Source organism: Paenibacillus sp. J31R98, assembly GCF_056269245.1.
In genome coordinates this window covers 1-22,017 of sequence record NZ_JBWDNO010000007.1, presented here as the reverse complement: position 1 = coordinate 22,017, position 22,017 = coordinate 1, and the positions used below count along the sequence as shown (strand labels likewise).

Below are 22,017 nucleotides of genomic sequence, written 5' to 3'. Positions count from 1 at the left end.
TAAGTCACTTCATTATTATACTAAATCGGTAGCCGTTCCATAAACAGGGAATTACAGCCTTGCAAGATGAAATAGAAAACCCGAACGGTTAATCCGTTCGGGTCTAGTCCTGCCCTTTTTATTTGAAGTACGCGCCGATCTGCTCTTGAGCGGCTTTCATGATTGCATCCATGCCAGCAGCCTTCAGCTCCGAAATGATCTTCGGAACCGTCTTCACCGGATCAGATGCGCCTGTCATCAGCTCGTAGCGATATTTGTCCCATACGGCTTTCGAATTGGCTACTTCTGTGCTTAGCTTGCTGATATCAAGCGCAAAGCCCAGGCTCGTAGAAGAAATCGCTTGGTCGTTCAGCTTGCGCACTTGATCCCATTGATCGACAGGAGCGCCTTTGGTAACCGCCATATCGAAGAACGTACCTTGCGTATAAGCAGCGAGCGGCCATGTATCGGATATACGCTCGATTACTTTCTCGCCGTCTACATTCTTATAGTCGACGCCAAGTTCACCGAATGCCAGCATGTTGCGCAGCTTTGGATCTGTATTAACCAATTGCAAATATTTGAGCGCTTCCTTCTTGTACTTGGAGTTCGCGGAGATCGCATTCAAAGAACCTTGAATCGTGCTTGTAGTGTAGATCGGTCCGAAGATCGGGAACATGTCGTACTTCGCTACGCCTTCATTGATCTGCCAGCTTGCTTCAGCGCCCGGGAATGCTTGTGCAGCGAAGAATGGACGTCCTTTGTCCGCTTCGGTCTTCGTCGGCGCATCCGGATTGACAATGCCGTCCTGGTACCACTTATGCAGCAGCTTCAGATCGTTCATGATCTCTGGGTCCTCCAGTACGGAGACCACTTTGCGGGAAGCATCGTCGACTTTAACGCCGATTGGCGGCAGACCGAGCGTCATATCGTCATAGCGGTTGAAGAAGCCGTTGAAGCCATCACCTTGCGTAAGAGGCAATGGATAGAAGCTCTTGCCTTCGCCCGCTTTAATATCGTGCAGCGGCTTGTCCAGGTCCTGCATGGACTTGATGGTTGCAGTGTCGATCTTGTATTTCTGTACATACTTGTCGTCGAACACCCAGTACTGGGTGAGCGAAGAGTCTTTATACGTCGGTACGGAATAGATTTTGCCGCCAACCTTCGTTCCATCCCATACCTTCTGAGGAATGAGCTTGTAGAGATCTGGCGAATCGCTCTGAACCGAATCGGTAATGTCGGCAAAAGCGCCGATATTCACTTGCTGGTTATACTTGCTGTTATTCGTGAACATCATGTCGAAGGGCTCGCCGGTGTTGACGATCGTGTTGATCTTCGTGTCCCAGTCGCCCCAGCTTGCGACCTTGATGTCGACCTTCACGCCGATCTTCTCGGCCGTGTAGTCATTCATGGCTGCAATCGCCTTGTCGAAGTTCGAAGGCGTTTGACCGCCAATCGTCCACCATACCAGTGTAGGCGCTTCGCCGCCAGCTGGATTGTTGCCGTTCTGGTTGCTTGGCGCATTATTCGATGTGTTCGAATCGTTCGTACTCTTCGAACCGCAACCCGCTAGTGAAGTTGTCAGGAGCGCAGCTGTACTAAGGACTAGCAGGTTTTTCAATGTCTTCTTTTTCATATCCATGGACCTCCCTGAGTTGATTTATTTCATCTGGCATTAACCTTTCACTGCACCGACCGTTAGGCCAGATATAAAATACTTCTGGAAGAACGGGTAAGCGGCAGCTACAGGCAAGACAATGATAATCGCTACAGCCATACGAGCCGATTCTTTCGGCATCGTCGCCACCAGCTCAGCGTAGCTGATTCCGAGGCTCGCAGCATTCCTCGCTAGTGCATCTACGTTGCTCATTAAGCTGTTCAGCAGCGCCTGCAGCGAATACAGATCTTGATTGTTGATATACAGCATGGATTGGAACCAGTCGTTCCAATACGAGAAGCAGAGGAACAGACCAATGGTCGCAATAACCGGCAGCGAGATCGGCAGAATGATGGAGAAGAAGATGCGCAGTTGGCTAGCGCCGTCCATCTCCGCAGACTCGATTAACCCATCTGGAATGGTGCTTCTGAAGAACGTTTTGCAAATAATCACGTTGAAGGACGAGACGGCCAGCGGCAGAATGAGAGCCCAAACCGTATCCTTGAGCCCGAGCAGGGTCGAGTTGATGTAGTAACTGGACACGAGCCCTCCGTTGAATACCATGGGAATGAACACGATCCATGTCAGCAGCCCATTCAGCTTATAGTTAGGTCTGGAAATGACATAACCCATTGAAGTGGTAAGCAGGATGCCGAGCACAGTGCCGACTACCGTAACGAGTACGGATACTCCGAGTGCACGAGAGATCAGTCTCCCTTGCTGCAAGATATAGTGGTACGCATCTGCCGAGAGGGCCCTCGGAATAATGTGGTATCCCGTCTGCCGAATGGAATCTTCGCTGGAGATCGAGACCGACAAAACCACTAAGACGGGCACCAGGCAAACCAGCGCGATCAGAATAAAGATGATATGAAAAACGATGTTCATAACACCGCTGATCCGGTTGAACTTATCGAGTCCGGACTCAAAATGCGCTTTCGATGACATGCTTTCGCTCCTCCTTACATCATGGCGCTGTCCGGATCAACACGGCGAACGATCCAGTTAGCGATTAGAATGGTCGCGCATCCGAGCACGGATTGTAAGAAAGCGGAAGCCGAGGCCATCCCTACCGTAGCGGTCTTGAGCTGCTTATAGACGAGCACGTCAACGGTTGTCGTCACGTTAAACAGCGAGTTGGAATCACGCGGCACTTGGAAGAACAATCCGAAGTCGGTGTAGAAAATACGGCCGACCGACAGGATGAACATCATCACGATAACAAGCTTCATAAGAGGCAGTGTAATGTATTTCGTCTGCTGCCACTTCGAAGCGCCGTCAATGACAGCGGCCTCGTAATATGTGCTATCGATGCCGGTAATCGTCGCCAAGTAGACGACCATGCCGTAGCCCAGACCTTTCCACATGTTCATAAATACGAGCAGGTACGGCCAGTATTTGGCCTCCATATACCAGTTGACCGGATCCTTGCCAAGGTCGGCCAGAAACTGATTGGCAATCCCTTTATCGAAGCTGAGGAACGCCCAGATCACCGCGGATACGACGACCCAGGACAAGAAGTAAGGAAGGAACATCAACGTTTGATACACTTTGCCAGCCTTACGGCTATGCAGCTGACCGACCATCAGCGCTAAGGTTACTGGTACTACGATACCGAGAATAATGAACACGATATTGTAGCCCAGCGTATTGCGGATGACGATCCAGGCATCGTTTGACTTAAACAGAAACTCGAAGTTATCGAAGCCGGACCACTTGCTGTGCACAATGTTACTTATGAAGCCTCCATGTATTTTGAAATCCTTGAAGGCTATGATGATGCCGAACATCGGCAAGAAACAGAACAGGATATACCAGACTGTTGTCGGCAATGCCAGCAGAGACAGCTCGGTATCCTGCGTCCGCCATCGTGTATGCAAGCGTCTGCGCTTTCCATTTGTCCCCATGCGATTCAACCCCCTCCCAAGATAAATATCATTCGTGTTCTTAGATAAAATTAACTTTAATGTTTCTTTGTATTCATCATTCTGTATTGCCAAATTCCATGGTTGAGTTCGCTGTGTTTGTCTTATCGAGTTAAACAAGGAATGATTTTGATTAAAAAAGCCCGTTCCTTTAGATACTGTTTGTGAAGTGAGCCAAGGTTTAACAGCGTGTGCCGTCAAAGAGTAATGTCATTTCTGGAAAAAAGAGAGGTATAACGAGACGTGGAACAATTCAGATTACCGAAGATCGACATGCCGCATCTGCAGCTGCCGGGCTCCATTCAGGACGTGCTCGCAGAAGCGGAGAAGAGACTGGCGCACCGGCCTAAGCTGATGCAGCTGTTCAAGAACTGTTTTCCGAATACGCTGGAGACAACGACTAAGCTGCTTGAAGATGGAACGACGTTCGTTATTACGGGGGATATTCCTGCGATGTGGCTGCGGGATTCCGTAGAGCAAGTGATGCATTATGTGCCGTTCGCCAAAGAGGATGCCGAGCTGCAGCGCATCATCAATGGGCTGATTAAGCTTCATATGCGGAATATAGCGATCGATCCATACGCGAACGCGTTTAACGAAATGGCCAACGACTGGCATTGGAGCACAGACGACAAGACCGATATGTCGCCGTGGGTATGGGAGCGTAAATTCGAGCTGGACTCCATCTGCTTCTCGATGCGTCTTGCTTTTGCCTATTGGAAAGAAACAGGTCGTGCGGATATCTTCGATGCGAACTTCAAAACCGCGATGCGTGTTACGGTCGATCTCTGGAAACGGGAGCAGCACCATTACGAGCAATCGGCGTACCGCTTCGAGCGTGACAATGGAATCATGCACGATACGCTCCAGAACGAAGGCCGCGGGATGCCTGTCAACTATACGGGGATGGTCTGGTCAGCCTTTCGGCCAAGCGATGACGCCTGCGATTTTCATTACAACATCCCGGATAATATGTTTGCCGTCGTAACGCTAAGGCAGATGCGGGAAATCGCCGAATTCGTCTTTCGCGACTTGTCGTTTGAACAAGAGATGGCGAAGCTTGAGCGGGAAATCGACTACGGCATCCAGCTGTACGGCATCTACCGTCATCCTGAGTTTGGACCGATCTATGCGTACGAGACGGATGGATATGGGAATTACTGCCTCATTGACGATGCTGGAACGCCTGGTTTAATGTCGATTCCGTATCTGGGTTATGTGAACGGCGATGATCTGATCTATCAGAATACACGTCGGTTCGCCCTCAGCAAAGAGAACCCTTTCTATTACGAGGGTACAGTAGCCCGCGGCATCGGCAGCCCGCATACGCCACCGAACTATGTTTGGCATATGGCGTTGTCCATGCAAGGCCTGACGGCATCCTCGGATGAGGAGAAGCTCGAGATGATCGCACTGCTCGAAGCGACGGATGCAGACACCGGTTATATGCACGAAGGCTTCCATGCGGATGATCCGAGCGTATTTACTCGCAAATGGTTCGCTTGGTCAAACAGTTTGTTCTCGCAATTGGTGTACAAGGCGATGAAAGAAGGGCTGCTCGATGGACGCAAATAAAAAGAGAACGGCGCATATCATCTCCCATACGCATTGGGACCGTGAATGGTATTTGCCTTACGAGAAGCATCACGTCCGGTTGATTGCGCTCATGGATACGTTATTGGACACGCTGGAGAACGATGCCGAGTACCGGAGCTTCCACCTCGATGGACAGACGATCATTATTGAGGATTATTTGCAGGTGCGGCCTGACCAGCGCGAGCGCCTGGAGAAATGGATTCGCGAAGGCCGTATCCACATCGGGCCTTGGTATGTTCTGCAAGACGCGTTCCTGACGAGCAGCGAAGCGAATGTGCGCAATCTGCAGATCGGGCATCAAGATGCTTCGTACTACGGTACGATTGCCAAGATCGGTTATTTTCCCGACACATTCGGAAATATCGGTCAAGCGCCTCAACTCATGCGGCAGGCAGACATCGACAACGCTGTGTTTGGCCGTGGCGTCAAACCGACAGGCTTCAATAATATGGTATCGGATGCTGCTTACGAATCATCCTTCTCGGAGCTCGTATGGGAAGGGCCGGACGGCTCGCGCGTGCTCGGCATTCTATTTGCCAACTGGTACAGCAATGGGAACGAAGTGCCGGTGGACGAGGCGGAAGCCAAGGAATATTGGGAGCGTAAGCTAGCTGACGCTGGCAAATACGCGTCAACAAGTCAACTGCTATTCATGAACGGCTGCGACCATCAACCGATCCAGACGGACCTGTCCGAAGCGATCCACGTAGCGAGCAGGCTATATCCGGATGTAGAATTCGTCCATTCGAATTTCCCGGATTATTTGGCGGCGCTGAAGTCGTCTTTGAATGACACGGAGCTGTCAGTCGTGCGAGGGGAATTGCGAAGCCAGCGGACGGACGGCTGGTCGACACTCGTGAACACGGCTTCGGCCCGGGTGTATTTGAAACAGATGAACCAAGTCGGTCAGTCGATTCTGGAGAAAGTCGCCGAGCCGCTCGCTGCATTCGCTCATGCGATCGGACTAGCCAAGTACCCACAGCATTTGTTCACGTATGCTTGGAAGACGCTCATGCAGAACCACCCGCATGACAGCATTTGTGGCTGCAGCGTCGACGAAGTGCACCGCGAGATGGTCACCCGGTTCGATAAGAGCCGCCATGTCGCGGAGACGATTGTGGACGAAAGTGCCCTTACACTTGCCAGCGCAGTCGATACAAGTGCGTTCACCACGTTCGGTCAGGATGCGCTGCCTCTAATCGTGTTCAACACGACGGGCTGGAACCGCAGCGGCGTCGTGCAAGTCGAGCTAGACGTTGCGCGCGTCTATTTCCGGGAAGGGATTAGCGCAAGCGAAATGATTCGCATGATGAAGGGCATAACGCTCACAGGGCGCACGCTCGTTGATTCGGAAGGCGGGGCCATTGCCTGCACAATGGAGGACCTCGGCCTGCAATTCGGCTACGACCTGCCGGATGACAAGTTCCGCCAGCCGTATTGGGCACGGCGCGTGAAGCTGACATTCGAGGCGGCTGAGGTCCCGGCGCTTGGATCGAAAGCCTATGCCCTTGTGCTTAACTCGGCTAACGCACCGCAGGAGTCGTCGCTCGTAACCGGCTCGCGCTCGATGAGCAATGGAATTCTCGGCGTCGAAATTGCCGAGGACGGCACCTTGACGGTGACGGATTACAGAAGCGGGCGTACTTATCGCGACCTGTTGATTTATGAGGATGTCGGCGACATTGGCAACGAATATATGTTCAAGCAGCCAGATGGAGAGCCAGCGCTCACGACCAAAGGTCTCACCGCGGAAATTCGCGTGACCGAGGACAGCTCTTACCGCGCAGCATTCGAAATCGTACACCGTTGGTCCATTCCAGCCTCCGCTGACGAGCTGTTTGAGCAGGAGAAGCAAGAGGCCGTCTACTATCCGGAACGCAAAGCCGGTCGGTCGAACGAATTCGTACCGTTCACCATACGCACCGTCGTTAGTCTGGAGCGTTCCGGCTCTGGTATCGGCATCAGCGTCACGATGGACAACCAGGCGAAGGATCACCGCGTCCGCGCATTGTTCCCGGCGGATCTGGTTGCTTCTGTACACCGTGCCGATGCGATCTTCGAGGTGGCGGTTCGAGACAACAAGCCGGCGGCCGAATGGGAGAATCCGAGCAACGCTCAGCATCAGCAAGCATTTGTCGATGTCAGCGATGGGACGCAAGGACTCACCATTGCGAACAAAGGCCTGAACGAATACGAAGTATTGCAGGATGACCGCAATACGATTGCGGTTACCTTGCTTCGTTCCGTCTCTGAGCTTGGCGACTGGGGAGTATTCCCAACGCCGGAAGCCCAGTGCCTTGGCATTCAGACGGCCGAGATGCTGATTCTTCCGCATCAAGGGGACGGAGCTGTATCTGGCGCGTATGCTTCGGCCTATCAATTCCAGACACCTTGGACTGCTGTGCAAACCGGCATCCACGATGGAGTGATTTCGCCAATTCATGCCTTCATGACTTGGAAGGGCGAAGGCATCGCCTTCTCCTCGGCGAAGATCTCGGAAGCATCTGGCGATCTGGTGCTGCGCTGGTTCAATATGCGGCCGGATGCAGCGACGCTGCAGGTTACTTCTCATGTCGGCAAGACGGCTATGGCGTACAAGAGCGATGTACTTGAGCGTGCCGGTGAACGTTTGCAGCCGCTTGCGGGCGGCAATTCAGACGCTTTGTTCGCGGAGGAGCTGGGGCCGTGCGAGATTTATACGGCTGGCATCTCGTCCGGGACAAGTTAAAGTAATACTCATGCTTGTATAATGTTTCAGCGAAAATCTTCGCTCAGATAATGTGGGCAGCTTCGGCTGCCCTAGCGTTTAGGGAAATCCAAGTGAAGAGAAACCCCAGTTTAAAATTTAAAACTTGGGTTTCTCTTTTTTTTTTTTTTTGTCACGGCGTCGCGAAGCTGAGAGTACAAAAAATGAACTCTCAGCAAGGAAAACCGCCGATTGCAGCTCTGAGAGAGCAGTTTCAGCACTCTCATTTGATTGTCGAGGCTTTCTCGACAGCCTGGGGGACAGCTTCGGCTGCCCTCTTTTTTGATGGCATGCTAGGGGACATTCATATACTTTTTCTCACACTATAGTCCTTTAGAACTATCCAATAATTGGGACTACCATCTATAGTTTGTTGACTATTCCATAGAATGACCCCGTAGTATAATATGACTTGCAAACTTTAACATTGTTAAAGTTTTACAGTGCTAATAGAGACAGGAGGATAGTGTTTGGTAATCGGCTGTCCGAAAGAACATAAGCAAGCGGCTGTATTCATGAATGAATGGGAAGCGTTGTTTAGTCGAGGATGGAAGGGAATGAGTATATTGTATTTGATACGAAGATTGTTCACGTTGGCGATTATGTTTGTGGCTTCCTGCTTGATTTGGCATGCGTCCGCGCATGCGGCTCAACCGTATTCCTCTTACTGGTTTCCGAAGGACCTGCTGAACTGGTCTCCCGAAACGGACAAGGACGCCGCGTTTAACAAGTCGGGAATACCTCTGGCAAGCCGCTACACAGGCTATCAGGTAAATCCGAATGTGACTTTAAATCCTAAATTGGCAGCGCTTTCATCTATGGCTGAACATACAAGCGGGACGCCATCGCAAGGCTCGGATCAATTTAATACATACGCTTTTCAATATTGGCAGTATACCGATCTGCTCGTCGATTGGGCCGGCTCCTCAGGAGAGGGCATTATCGTGCCTCCGAGCGCAGATGCGACCGATGCCGCGCATAAGAACGGCGTTCCGATTCTCGGTACGATCTTCTATCCGCCGACCGTATACGGCGGAACCCTCGATTGGGTGAACGACTCCTTGGTTCAAAACCCGGACGGCTCGTTTCCTTTTGCGGACAAGCTGATCGAAGTTGCGAATTATTACGGTTTCGACGGCTGGTTCATCAATCAGGAGACGGAAGGCGGGAATTCAGCGACCGCGACCAAAATGCAGCAAATGCTCAAATACCTGCAGGCCAAGAAGCCTGCGAACATGAAATTCATGTGGTACGACGCCATGACCGCAACCGGAAACGTGTCGTGGCAGGGCGCGCTCAATAACAATAACAAGATGTTTTTCCAAGATAGCGAGAAGGTTGCTGACAGCATGTTTCTCGATTTCAGATGGAGGAATAGCAGCTCGAATCTAAGCTCTTCGAACACGACGGCGACGAACCTCGGCAGAAGTCCGTACGAGTTGTATGCCGGCATCGATGTGGAAGCGAATGGATACAATACTTCCCCTAGATGGAGCTACATTTTCCCGTCCGGAGGCACTGCGAATACTTCTATCGGCTTGTACCGTCCCGATTGGGCTTACAAATCTTCCACTGGACAAGCGGACTACTATGCGAGAGAGAACCGCTTCTGGGTCGGGCAGAATGGAGATCCGCGGCGTACGGTTCCTGGTACGACTTGGCCGGGAATCGCGAATTACATCTCGGACAAGACGCCGGTTACGAGTCTGCCGTTCGTCACGAATTTCAATACGGGGCAGGGGCATCTGTTTGCGATTAACGGCGAAGTGCTGCGAAGCACCGACTGGAACAATCGCAGCCTGCAGGACGTAATGCCGACTTGGCGCTGGATCGTGGACAGCGCGGGCATCGCGCTGAAGCCGGATATCGATTTCACAACCGCGTATTACGGCGGAAGCTCCCTTAAAGTATCGGGCGACCTTAGCCCGGCGAACGCCACGACGATCAAGCTGTACAAGACCGATCTGCTGGTCGATTCGAACACGACGCTCGGCATGACGTTCAAATTAGCGGACAAGGGCCTGACCGCCTCGCATATGCAGATCGGGATTTCGTTCTCGGACGATCCGAGCCAGTTCGTATACCTGGATGCGGGTGATGCGCCGGGCGCAGAATGGACGACGAAGTCGATACCGCTCTCCCAATATGCGGGCAAGCGGATTGCAGCCATCGGTCTGAGCTTCGCGAGCGATACGGTCATCAGCGGCTATGCCGTCAATATCGGGCAACTGTCCGTATCGGGCGGAAGCGGGCAGCCTCCGCAAGACCTCCAGCCAAGCGCGCCAGCGATGGAGAACGAGTTTACCGGTGGAATTATCGCGGATGCTCGGTTGAGATGGACGAAGACGGACCCGGCTGCCGCGCTGTACGAAATCTATCGTCTGAAGCCGGACGGAACGCGCGAATTTCTCGGCGCAACGCCGAACGACGCTTATTACGTATCCCAAGTCAAACGGATTGGCAAAGAAATGCAAACGACGTTGCAAATCGTCGGAGTCGATCGCGACTTCAAGCACGGCTCTCCTGCGACCGTCACGCTGAACTGGCCGGAATATCCGAAGCCGGTGGCGGATTTCACTGTTAGCCAGCGGTATGCGGCTCCGGGTCAGCCGGTTAACCTGATCGATCAATCTTCGGAAACGACCGAATCGGTTAGCTGGGATGCTCCTGGTGGCCATATAGATAACAGCTCGGCTCAGCCTGTCGTCACCTATGACCGAGAGGGAACGTACACGATTACGCTGACCTCCTCGAACAGCTCTGGCGAAGACGTGCATACGGAGCAAATTATCGTGACCTGGGCGGTATCGGGCGGCATGTCCAATCTCGCGCTGAACAAGTCGGCTACGGCCAGCTCGGCATGTGCGACAACCGAAGCGGCGAAATACGCTTTTGACGGCAACTTGAAAACCAAGTGGTGCGACAACTCAAGCACGCTGCCCCACTGGGTCATTAGCGATCTGGGCTCCAATTATGCGATAACCGATTTTGCGCTGTCACATGCCGAGCTTGGCGGCGAAGCGGTCAGCATGAATACCTACGATTATCAAATCCAGCTCAGCGACGATAAAGTGAATTGGCGGAACGTCGTCGACGTCCATGGCAATACAAAGGGGCTGACCGAGCATACGATCGACATGTCGGAAGCCAGGTACGTCCGGCTGTGGGTGACGAAGCCGACCAGCACGACCGATAATGCGGCACGTATCTACGAATTTGCAATCGACGGGTATTCGATCAATCCCGTGTTCTTAAGTCTCAATAATGCCTCAACTTCCAGAGATGTGGTGAATCTGCTCGGTTCGCCCGCATCGCAGGGTTTGCATTTGGATTTGACAAAGTTGAATTTGCTTAGCGATGACGGCAAACTTGCCGTTGCTGAGGCGATACTAGGCGGCAAGCCGGCCAACGGTTATTTCAGCAGTTCCGCGGTACAGCAGGTCATCGATCAAGAGGTGACAGGACTGGATCATACGGCTCCGGTAACGACGCTTACGACGCTTCCTTCCGAACCGGACGGTCTGAACGGTTGGTATCTGCAGCATGTAGAACTACAGCTAACGGCTACGGACGAATTGTCTGGTGTAGTCCAAACAGAATACAGCGTTGACGGCGGGGAGTCCTGGTTGCCTTATAACGATCCGATCATGCTTGGTGACGACGCGGCGACGACGATTCTCTACCGCTCGACGGACGCTGCGGGTAACATCGAAACCGCCCAAGAGAGCCTCATTCAACTGGATATGACAGCGCCGACCGTAACCGCTTCGATTAATGAAGGGGATGTGTTCACGGATGACCAAGTAATCAATCCGCAAATTGTCGTCGCGGATACAGGTTCCGGCGTTGATACGAGTACAACGACAATTACTCTAGACGGCGAGCAGATTCAACCTGGGGATAAGCTGGAGCTTAGCCAGCTAACGCTCGGAACTCACGTTCTGGTCGTGGAGGCAAGAGACAATGCGGGGAATGCCGTCACCTTTACGGTTCATTTCCAAACAACGGCAAGCCTTGATTCCTTGCGCGCCTTGATCGACAGCTTCAGAGCGGATGGATCCATTGACAATGGCGGTATCGCAAACAGCTTAATGAAGAAGCTTGAAAAGGGGAACTTAAACAGCTTCGTTAACGAGGTGAGCGCGCAGAGCGGGAAGCATATTTCCAAAGAAGCGGCGGAGTTGCTTCTTAGGGACGCCAACTTCCTCATCCAGCAGAACGATTAAACAGGGAGGGTGAATATTGATGGCAACTAAAAGAGGTAAAAAAAGTACGAAAACAATGGTCTCTTCGGCAATCAGTATTTCGCTTGTGCTTATGTTATTGCCGCAGACCGTGTTCGCAGGCGATACATGGCCTTTTAAAGGGGAGAGCGCCCATGGCGCCAACGAGCCGAACGTTCACGGTTACACGAGCGGCCAAATCGCTAATTGGAATCCGGAAACCGATCCGGATGCAGAACTATTAAGATCTCGCGTGCCTTTGCAGAAACGTATTGATCCTTTTGCCGCAACGCAGGCCAATCCGAATCTTGATCCCAAAACGCAGATGATAACGGTAGCGGGAGATTACGGGAACGCGTTTATTGAGAATGCGCCTTATACGAATAAGTTCGCGCAGTATCATTTTAATTTCTGGCAATACATTGACTATTATGCTTACTGGCATGGCACGGCCACGGCATACACACCACCCGGGTATTATGATAATTTAGCTCAATCGGACTGGCAGCAAAAATGGTTTGAGTTCGGCATGCTGAACATCCCGAATCCAACTTATACGGATGCTGCGCATAAGAACGGCGTCAAGTCGCTTGCATGCATCTTTCTCTCCAATAATGACCGCGGTCAACAAACCTATAAACAAATGATCGTCAAGGATGAGAACGGCAAGTTCCCGGTGGCGGAGAAGCTGATTGAAATGGCCAAGTATTTCGGCTATGACGGGTATTTCGTGAATCAAGAAGAAGCGAGCCCGAATGTCGCCGTAGCGGACATTGCCGACTATAAAGCCTTTCTAAAAACGCTTCAAGACGGCGGGCTGTATGTTCAATGGTATGATTCTCTTAATACGGCTACCGGTTCTAACACGTTTGCAAGAACGTTTAATAACAACAACATTTCACTTCTGTATGATAGTGCGGCAGGAAAGAATGTTAGCAATTCCTTCTTCTTTGATTATGGTGTAGGCAGCACGCAGATCAATAGTGCCAGAACGTATCTGGGCAACTTGAATGCTTCGGCAGGAACGAATTTCAACCTCTATGATGTTGGTTTTGCTGGGCTTGAGGGAGGCAGAGACCGCTTCAAGAGCGCCCAGGGGACCGCGCTGAAGAATAAGTTGGTTAATGGTATTCCTCAGCTGAGCATCGCCACTTTGGGAGCGGATTTTGTTCATGCAGGCTTAGACGAAGACATGGGACTCGCTTGGCCGGTTTCCCACCGCTCCGAGAATAACTACCAATGGATGACGAACTTAAGGGAGCAGCTGTGGTGGTCTGGTCCGAATGTAAATCCGAAGAACACGACGACATCTCAGACAAACACGGTTGCTGATGTTTATGCGGATAACCGCTATTGGCCGGGCATTGATTCCGTGATCACCGAGCGCTCCGTCATTCAGAATGCCAACTTTTACACGAATTTTAATACCGGCCATGGTCTTTCTTACTATAAGGATGGCGTAATCTCCAATGCGGACGAATGGTCCAACTTGAGTTTGCAGGACGTGCCCGTAACTTGGCAGTGGTGGGAAGATACCGAGGGCAACAGGCTGACGGTGGATTTCGACTATGGTCCTGATTATGACACTTCGGGTACGGATCGTATTAAATATCAAAAAATCGGAGGATTTAACGGCGGCAGCTCGCTAGTGATTAACGGCGATCTCGATAAGGAGAACTTCCTGCGCTTGTATAAAAGCGATCTGACTCTTAACGAAAATTCCGAGTTGTCGATCGTCTATGACAAGGTATCCCCGGATGATGAATCCACCATGCAAGTTGGTCTTATCTTTGAAGATCAGCCGGATGCAGTTGTAAAGGTAGCCGTACCGGAAAGCGGCAAGAAGACGGAAGGATGGGTTACCAAGAAGCTGGATTTGAGTTCGTTTGCAGGAAAGAAACTCGCAGCGTTCGGGCTGGTGTTTACACCAGGGCAGGAGACAGCAGTTAATTATCAGATGAATGTCGGACAAATCCGGATCTATGATGGTACTGCAGCCAAACCGGCCGCTCCGACGGGATTGGCAATCACTGAGGCCATAACGAATACAAACGAAATGCAGCTTAACTGGGATCTCGATACGGACTACTCCAAAGTCAAACAGTATAACGTGTATGTGAATGACGTCTATGTGGGCGGCAAATACGACGATGTATTCTATATCAAGAATCTTCCGGCGCGTTCCGGAACGATTAAAGTCGCGGCTGTCGGTGCGGATGGTCTGGAGGGCGAAGCCGCAACAGCAGCCTTTGATCTGGACGCAGCAGCCACGGACATCCAGACGGATTCCAAGGAGAATGGAACCTTTACCGTTAGCTGGTCGAATCCGGCTAGCGCAGAGGGCGAGGCTACAGTGACGGTCCAATCCGTCAATTGGATCACGACGCCTGAGCCTGTCTCCCGGCAAGTTGTCGTGCCGGCGGGCGTGACCTCGGCTGTATTCGATCAAATGCCGATTAACGGCGACGAGTATAGGGTTACGGTGAGAATCGGCCAGTCCGAGACGGTTACGTATAACGGATCCTTTATAGACAAGATTTCCGAGCCATACGCGGAGAATTGGACATCGGCTGGCAATACCATTAACCTCCCGATGCCTAATACGAGAGATTGGCGTTATCTGTATATCTACGAGGATGGAAAAGCCAAATTATTCGCAACTACTTACAGCGTCGGGAATAAACCGATGATTATTCGCGGCCGTTCAACGAAAGCAAGTCTCAGCTTTACTTCTACTGCAAAAGTAGTATCGGCCGTGATGGAAGATTACAGTGGAAACCAGTCGTCCCCTGTTTACCTGAAAGGGTACCAGAACATCACTTTTGATGGAAACGGAGGGAATCCTGCTCAAACCGCAGTACAGACGTTGATTGGCAATAAACTGACCATGCCCACTGTAACGAGGGCCGGCTATATGCTGGAAGGTTGGTATAACGGGGAGACACGATGGAACTTTGACACGATGACGGTTCAGGGCGATCTTACCTTGCAGGCCAGATGGATTCCGGATAATACGGCTCCGGTAACGACGCTTACGACGTTTCCTTCCGAACCGGACGGTCTGAACGGTTGGTATCTGCAGCATGTAGAACTACAGCTAACGGCTACGGACGAATTGTCTGGTGTAGTCCAAACAGAATACAGCGTTGACGGCGGGGAGTCCTGGTTGCCTTATAACGATCCGATTATGCTTGGCAACGACGCGGCGACGACGATTCTCTACCGGTCGACGGACGCTGCGGGCAACATCGAAACCGCCCAAGAGAGCCTCATTCAACTGGATATGACAGCGCCGTCCGTAACCGCTTCGATTAATGAAGGGGATGTGTTCACGGATGACCAAGTAATCAATCCGCAAATTGTCGTCGCGGATACAGGTTCCGGCGTTGATATGAGTACAACGACAATTACTCTAGACGGCGAACAGATTCAGCCTGGAGATAAGCTGGAGCTTAGCCAGCTAACGCTCGGAACTCACATTCTGGTCGTGGAGGCAAGCGACAATGCGGGGAATGCCGTCACCTTTACGGTTCATTTCCAAACAACGGCAAGCCTCGATTCCTTGCGCGCCTTGGTCGACAGCTTCAGAGCGGACGGATCCATTGACAATGGCGGTATCGCAAACAGCTTAGTGAAGAAGCTTGAGAAGGGGAACTTAAACAGCTTCGTGAACGAGGTGAGCGCGCAGAGCGGGAAGCATATTTCCAGAGAAGCGGCGGAGTTGCTGCTTAGGGACGCCAACTTCCTCATCTTGCAGAATCAGTAGATTAGCTGCCGAGAAACGCGAGTGAATTAGCAACGATAGGCTGCCGGTGTATGTCACCCGGCAGCCTATTCCCGTTACCCACCGCATTATAATTAGGCTATAATTTAAGCACAAATAGAACTATGAAACCTTTCATTCCACATTGCCTAAGGAGATGTTTGAGTTGGTGTCCATGAACATCCCGTATCAACTAGAAGAGAATCGTCCCCTGCCAAACTTTCGATTTCAATCGATTTGGAAGGTGCAAGCGAACGAGTCTTATCAGGTCACGAAGCCAAGCGGGTTCGAATGGCCGGGCGTGTTCATTACCTTCGAGGGAAGAGGAACGTTGACTCAGGCGGATCAGAGCTTTTCTCTTGAGGCGGGTACCTATATGATCGTATCGACGGGTACGCCGAGCACGTATAAGACTGAGGACGGCAATTGGAAGTTTTATTTTATCGAATTCTTGCCTATGGATTTGGTTCCATTTCTAAGCTTGACTGCCGAGAAGGTGGTAACCACGGCGAAGATGCCGGATGCCGTTCGATTATGCGAACGATTAATCGATAACTTGATTATTCGTCCTCAAGGATATGAACTCTCCGCACAAATCTCGGCTCAGGAATTGTTGATGCTCTTCGCGAGAGAGGAAGCCGTGAACGTACGGAACCGCCATCCCGAGCTCGATCATATCTTGTTTCTCATGCACAACCATATCGGAAAATCTGTACCGATGGAGGACTTAATTAGGCAGAGCGGATTGTCGCGCACGATGTTCTTTACTCGTTTCCGGGCTAGAACAGGGATGACGCCGAAGCAATACATGCTGGAATTAAAGCTTGCATCCGCCAAGGTGACGCTTGAGACGACGGGCTTATCTTTGAAAGAAATCGCAGCTGCACTGCAATTTTATGATGAGTTTTATTTTTCGAAAATGTTCAAAGCGAAGTATGGCGTTGCTCCTAGCGCATTTCGGCAGAGCTTGATCGATGGGTCTAGCGAGGATGAATAACTGACTATCTGTACGATTCTACATGCTTTGAATATCGTGCTCCATGGAAGAGAGGAAGAGCAGCGGCTACAATTAGAGCATATAGATGCAAAGGAGTATGGTCGAATATGTTCTTAAAAGTAGGTAGTCGCGAGCTGGAGCTGGGTGGACCGCATCTCACGGAGCTGCGTGATTCTAATGATATTCTACATGACTTTGGAGCTCTCAGTAAGCGAATTAAAGAAGAGGGATACTTGCTGCTGCGCGGCTTTCATGACCGTGAGCAAGTGTTGAAGGCAAGACGCGCCATATTGGAAAAGATGCAGAAGCTCGGAAAGCTTGAGAGGGATACGTTGCTCGAAGAGGCCATCATGGCGGACGGCAGCAAGTCGCTCTTCATGGGCGGTACGAATGAGGACTTGCCTGAGTTGCTGGACGTGTTGAACGGCGATCATATTATGCGTTTCTTCGATCAACTGCTAGGTGAACAGTCGCTTACGTATCAGTATAAGTGGCTTCGGGCCGTTGGCAAGGGTGATTACACAGGCGCGCATTATGATATTGTCTACATGGGACGCGGCACCCATAACTTATATACGGTTTGGTCACCGATCGGCGATGTCAATTACGAGATGGGCGGGCTTGCGATTTGCCTGGACTCTCATAACTTCGAAGAATTGAAGAAATCGTACGGGAAGAAAGATTCGGATAACGACGGCATCGGTCATTACACGGATGATCCGCTCGTCATTACGAATAAGTTTGGTGGCAAGTGGGCGACTACTGAATTCCAAGCAGGAGATATTCTCATATTCGGCATGTTCCTGATGCACTGTTCGCTGGAGAACACGACGAACCAGTATCGTCTTAGTGTCGATACGCGTTACCAATCTTCGCTTGAGATTGTGGACGAACGATGGAGCGGGAAGAAGCCTCGCGGGCATTTTAAGGCTGTTGGAACGAATTAATTCGTTCCGAGGTGATGGGGAAATAAATAGCCGACACCGATCTAAGACCCATTATTGGGTCTTTTTTTTCGGCTACAAACCACATTCCTTTTTATGGATATCGCTTGCGTTTTCAGGAAACGTTAAGTGAACAGGTGGTGAGTATAATGGCGTCCTTTTCAAATCCGAAGATTAGTCCCTTCCATGGTTATTTTCTATGCTCGAGCGGCACGTTTGCCTTATCCCAAATATCCGGCATCATCATCTTAATTGAAGACGCGAAACGAGATGCGTTCATCGCTACTGTATTTGCGAGTATGGCGTATTTCGCATATGCCTATTGGATCTATCGGATTGTAAAGAATCAGCCTCCTAATCAGACTTTCCTGGATGTTCTGGAACGCAAGACGGGCAGTTTGGTCGCATGGGCGGTGAAGTGCTGGATTGCCGTGTACTTATTCTTCGAGCTGTTCGTCACTCACAAAAATATCGTCACATGGGTAAAAGCCATGTTCCTCCCTTTCACGCCTGTTTGGGCGATTTCATTACCGATGCTGATCGTTTGTGCCTATTTAGCGGTTAAAGGGATCAAGCCGATTGCCATTACGTATTCCGTTTTGTTTCCAATTATTATTACGCTAATTCTGTTTATGGCTGTGTTTACGCTCAAATACAGACATTATAATCTTCTTCTGCCTTTATTCAGCGAAGGTACCCTGCCAATCTTGAAAGGTACAGTTAACACTTTCCGAGCAGGAATGGACTTGTTTCTGCTGGTATTACTGGCGCCTCATATTCAAGGTCGTTATAGGTGGAAACATCTGGCGGTGTTTATTTCTGTTGTAATCATCATTATCGTCAATACAGCTGCGGGATTGATCTCTACATTTGGCCCTTATGAGGCATCCAGACAGCGGTTCCCTCTCTTTACGCAGTGGAGACTTGTTAGTATCAGCAGTTTCGTGGAGCATCTCGACTTCTTATCGATGAATCAATGGCTCAGCAGTACCGCCATATTTATCAGTTTAGGCCTGTTCTTGGTCGGCGATTTACTGACTTCCAAGAAACCGGCGAATAGAATAGTGATCTTAGCATTCACGGCGGTCTTGTTTCTCATTGTGGAGCTGCATATTAACGATACCGAGTTCCTCGCATTCTGCAAAATGTTCTTCTATCCCCTATCCACAATATCCATTCTCTGTTGGACGCTGCTAGCGTACTTGATCACAAGAAGAAGAGGTTCAACATGAATATCAAAGCTGCTCATGAAGAGGATTATCGAGAATTATTCGCATGCTGCTTCGATGTGAAAGTAGAGATGCGCGGCGGAGCGCTGGTTATACACTGCGAAGGGATAATAGATAACAAGCAGTTAAATGAGAATATACTCCCGCGAATCACTGAAATGATTCAAAATGATGAGTTGAAGCGTTTGGACGAACAAACACTTCTCAGTCAAATTGAACAGCTTGTATTTTCGGGCAGCGTCATCATTCTATTTCTCCATGAGAATGGGACGATTGCATATGAAGCGGAAATTTCAAATCCGCCGAAGCGTCAGCCCGAAGAGTCCATAAGCGAAATTGCCATTCGCGGACCGCGAGATGGATTTACGGAAGAAGTAACGACGAATGTTGCCCTAATCCGCAAACGATTAAAGACGGCTTCGCTTCAATATGAGCAATTTATTGTAGGAAGACGAGGCGGCGTCCCGATAGCCATGCTGTACATCAAAGATATTATTAACCCTGCATTTGTGACGGAAGCCAAACGGCGGATCTCACAGATCGATGTGGACACCGTAATCGGATGTGCGCAGGTTGAAGAGTATTTGAGCGATTCAAGCGACTCCATCTTCCCGCTCGTGGATACGATTGGCAGGCCTGATTTTGCTGCGGAGGCGCTTCTGCGCGGCAGATTTGTTGTTCTGGTAAGCGGGTCGCCGATGGCGATTATCGGTCCATCCGATTTAATGGAGCAATTAAAGTCTCCTGAAGATGTCCATTCGGCTTATTCCTATACCATCTTGCAGCGCTTGCTGCGCCTTGCCGGCTTAGTTTTGGCTATGTTTTTGCCTGGATTCTATATTTCCTTGACCTGTTTCAATATCGACCAAATCCCGTTTCCCTTGCTAGCGACCATCTCGGTTGCCCGTACAGGAATCCCGTATCCCGCCCCGATTGAGAATATGCTCATTCTGGGATTATTCGAACTGTTCCGGGAAGCAGGTATTCGCTTGCCCAAGCCTGTCGGACAGACAGTAACGGTTGTCGGGGGGCTTATTATCGGAGATGCCGCTATTCGGTCCGGCCTTGCCTCGCCTTCTCTTCTTATGGTAACGGCAATGACTGCCGTAGCTTCCTTTACGCTCGTGAATCAATCTTTAACCGGTACCGTCACCCTGATCCGGATCTACATGCTGCTGATTTCCTCCATTCTCGGTGTATATGGATTTTTCATCGGCGTCATTTCCGTGGTGGGCTATACCTCAACACTGACATCCTTCGGCGTATCCTATTGGTCTCCGATTGCAGATCTCAAAGTAGGGTCTGCGATATTGGCGTTATTCAATCGGCCTTTCAAATCGAAGAAAAAGAGACCGGAGATGTTACATCCGACTGATTCTACTTCACAAGGAGAATGAATATGAAATCCGTAATGCTCCTTCTATTCACCATCTTAGGTATGTTGTGTATTTCAGGGTGTTGGGACAATAAAAATCTACAAGATCTGTTATACGCTACGGCCATCGGCATTGATTATAAAGACAATCAGTATGAAGCTTATATTCAAATCGTGAACTTCAAAAATGTAGCTAAAGCGGAAAGTGGCGGAGGCAGCAGCGGTCCTCAAGTTTATGTCGGCAAGGGGAAGGGAAAGACGGTGTCCATGGCGCTAGGCAATATTTACGATACGATGCAAAGAAGGTTGTTTTGGAGCCATGTTCGCGCATTTCTGTTCACCGAAAGTGCCATTAGGGCGGGAGGCGACGAATACTTCGATAATTTGAAACGATATCGGGAGTTCAGATATACCCCTTGGATTTTCGGCACGAAGGGCTCGATTGAAGATGTTATGAAGACGCCTGCTTTTTTTCAATTTTCCCCGATCGCGACCATTCTTGGTACTCCGGAAGAGAATTATATACAGAAGTCATTCGTTAAGCCGATACAAGCGCAAGAATATCAAATCTATCTCAATGAGCCCGGCGATTCGGCGTTAGTCCCTACGCTTGCTATTGATACAACTTCGTGGCAGACCGAGAAGAAAGCGGAGCCTAAGCTTAAGATAGATGGTGTGTTTGTTGTTCGGAAAAACGATTTTCAAGGGTGGATGGGTAAGAATCACATCAGCGGCTTGCGATGGATGAATAAAGCAACTTCAAGATCAGCGGTTGAGACGAGATCCGCTATCATTTCTCTTGAAAAGCCTAGGCCGAAGATATCGATTTCGAAACAAGACGGTAAATCCGTCTTTAATATAACGGTTAAGCTCAAAGGCAATATTGTTGAATTATTGGACAGCCGATCATCAGAGGAAGAGATTGAGAAAGAAGCGGAGGCGCAAGTCAAACAAGAAATCCGGTCGACCTACGAATATGGAGTTCGTATAAAGGCCGATATGTACAACTTTAGAAATGTCATGTTTAGAAACAGGGATAAAAACTGGAGGGGTATTGAGCTTACACCTTCCTCGTTGAATCGAATTGACGTTCATGTGAATATCCAGCATACGGGGGAGCTCAAGAAGGTTTAAGTAATTAAATATAAAATAATGCTATTGGATATGCATGAAATAGATTTTGATTATGACATGTAAAATAATACCTGTTGCAACTCGGTTGCGAGGCATGGTATATTCTTGTTCTGCCGCTGAGACGTAAGCGATTGGCGCAGTGCACGAAACGAAAACAAGTTGAAAAATAAAGCTTGCAATTGAGTTTCGATGTATGATATATTCTAATTCCGGTCGCGAGACTGGGACGAAAAATAAGAAATTTGTTCCTTGAAAACTGAACAATGAGCGACCTGTCAAAAGGTCTTAAATACGTCGAAACGCCGCTCGCCACTTGTTGGCGAAGGAGTTTCTGGCGGAGCTAGTTTTTTGAATGAGCTAACAAGCGAATTCATAAATGATCTTCGGATCACTTTTATGGAGAGTTTGATCCTGGCTCAGGACGAACGCTGGCGGCGTGCCTAATACAT

12 protein-coding genes are annotated in these 22,017 nt (G+C 50.1%); 9 read left to right on the top strand and 3 right to left on the bottom strand.

Annotated features, from left to right (window positions below):
- Positions 1-118: 118 nt before the first annotated feature.
- From AC0YNX_RS22700 to AC0YNX_RS22690, 3 genes are read right to left on the bottom strand one after another with little or no spacing between them, the layout of a single operon-like run.
- Positions 119-1,615 carry an ABC transporter substrate-binding protein gene (locus AC0YNX_RS22700; protein WP_475817997.1) on the bottom strand — a complete coding sequence of 499 codons (1,497 nt, stop codon included), beginning with the start codon at positions 1,613-1,615 and terminating at the stop codon, positions 119-121.
- A gap of 39 nt (positions 1,616-1,654) precedes the next feature.
- Positions 1,655-2,584: a carbohydrate ABC transporter permease gene (locus AC0YNX_RS22695; RefSeq protein WP_475817996.1), complete on the bottom strand. Its 930-nt coding sequence runs from the start codon at positions 2,582-2,584 to the stop codon at positions 1,655-1,657.
- A gap of 14 nt (positions 2,585-2,598) precedes the next feature.
- On the bottom strand, positions 2,599-3,543 hold the full coding sequence (locus tag AC0YNX_RS22690) for an ABC transporter permease (protein ID WP_475817995.1): 945 nt from the start codon (positions 3,541-3,543) through the stop codon (positions 2,599-2,601).
- 261 nt (positions 3,544-3,804) lie between these two features.
- Between AC0YNX_RS22690 and AC0YNX_RS22685 the strand changes: the two genes are divergently transcribed.
- The 9 genes from AC0YNX_RS22685 (at position 3,805) to AC0YNX_RS22645 (ending at position 21,568) form a co-directional block, all read left to right on the top strand.
- Entirely contained in the window at positions 3,805-5,136 is a 1,332-nt protein-coding gene (locus tag AC0YNX_RS22685) for a glycoside hydrolase family 125 protein (RefSeq protein ID WP_475817994.1), read from the top strand.
- The gene (locus AC0YNX_RS22680) at positions 5,123-7,885 is read left to right on the top strand and encodes an alpha-mannosidase (RefSeq protein WP_475817993.1); all 2,763 of its coding nucleotides are present in this window, start codon (positions 5,123-5,125) and stop codon (positions 7,883-7,885) included. The genes AC0YNX_RS22685 and AC0YNX_RS22680 overlap by 14 nt, the downstream gene beginning before the upstream one ends.
- Before the next feature lie 488 nt (positions 7,886-8,373).
- The gene (locus tag AC0YNX_RS22675) at positions 8,374-12,129 is read left to right on the top strand and encodes an endo-beta-N-acetylglucosaminidase (protein ID WP_475817992.1); all 3,756 of its coding nucleotides are present in this window, start codon (positions 8,374-8,376) and stop codon (positions 12,127-12,129) included.
- Positions 12,130-12,148: 19 nt separating this feature from the next.
- Positions 12,149-15,892 (top strand): endo-beta-N-acetylglucosaminidase, encoded by a 3,744-nt coding sequence (locus tag AC0YNX_RS22670; RefSeq protein ID WP_475817991.1) that lies wholly within the window; start codon positions 12,149-12,151, stop codon positions 15,890-15,892.
- A gap of 172 nt (positions 15,893-16,064) precedes the next feature.
- A complete protein-coding gene (locus tag AC0YNX_RS22665; protein ID WP_475818242.1) occupies positions 16,065-16,886 on the top strand; it encodes an AraC family transcriptional regulator in 822 nt (273 codons plus the stop codon).
- Between the two features lie 107 nt (positions 16,887-16,993).
- Positions 16,994-17,833: a phytanoyl-CoA dioxygenase family protein gene (locus tag AC0YNX_RS22660; RefSeq protein ID WP_475817990.1), complete on the top strand. Its 840-nt coding sequence runs from the start codon at positions 16,994-16,996 to the stop codon at positions 17,831-17,833.
- Positions 17,834-17,979: 146 nt separating this feature from the next.
- Positions 17,980-19,062 (top strand): GerAB/ArcD/ProY family transporter, encoded by a 1,083-nt coding sequence (locus AC0YNX_RS22655; protein ID WP_475817989.1) that lies wholly within the window; start codon positions 17,980-17,982, stop codon positions 19,060-19,062.
- Complete coding sequence (locus AC0YNX_RS22650; protein ID WP_475817988.1) at positions 19,059-20,456, top strand: spore germination protein; 1,398 nt, start codon at positions 19,059-19,061, stop codon at positions 20,454-20,456. Before AC0YNX_RS22655 ends, AC0YNX_RS22650 begins: the two co-directional genes overlap by 4 nt.
- Positions 20,453-21,568 (top strand): Ger(x)C family spore germination protein, encoded by a 1,116-nt coding sequence (locus AC0YNX_RS22645; RefSeq protein WP_475817987.1) that lies wholly within the window; start codon positions 20,453-20,455, stop codon positions 21,566-21,568. The genes AC0YNX_RS22650 and AC0YNX_RS22645 overlap by 4 nt, the downstream gene beginning before the upstream one ends.
- Positions 21,569-22,017: the final 449 nt, after the last annotated feature.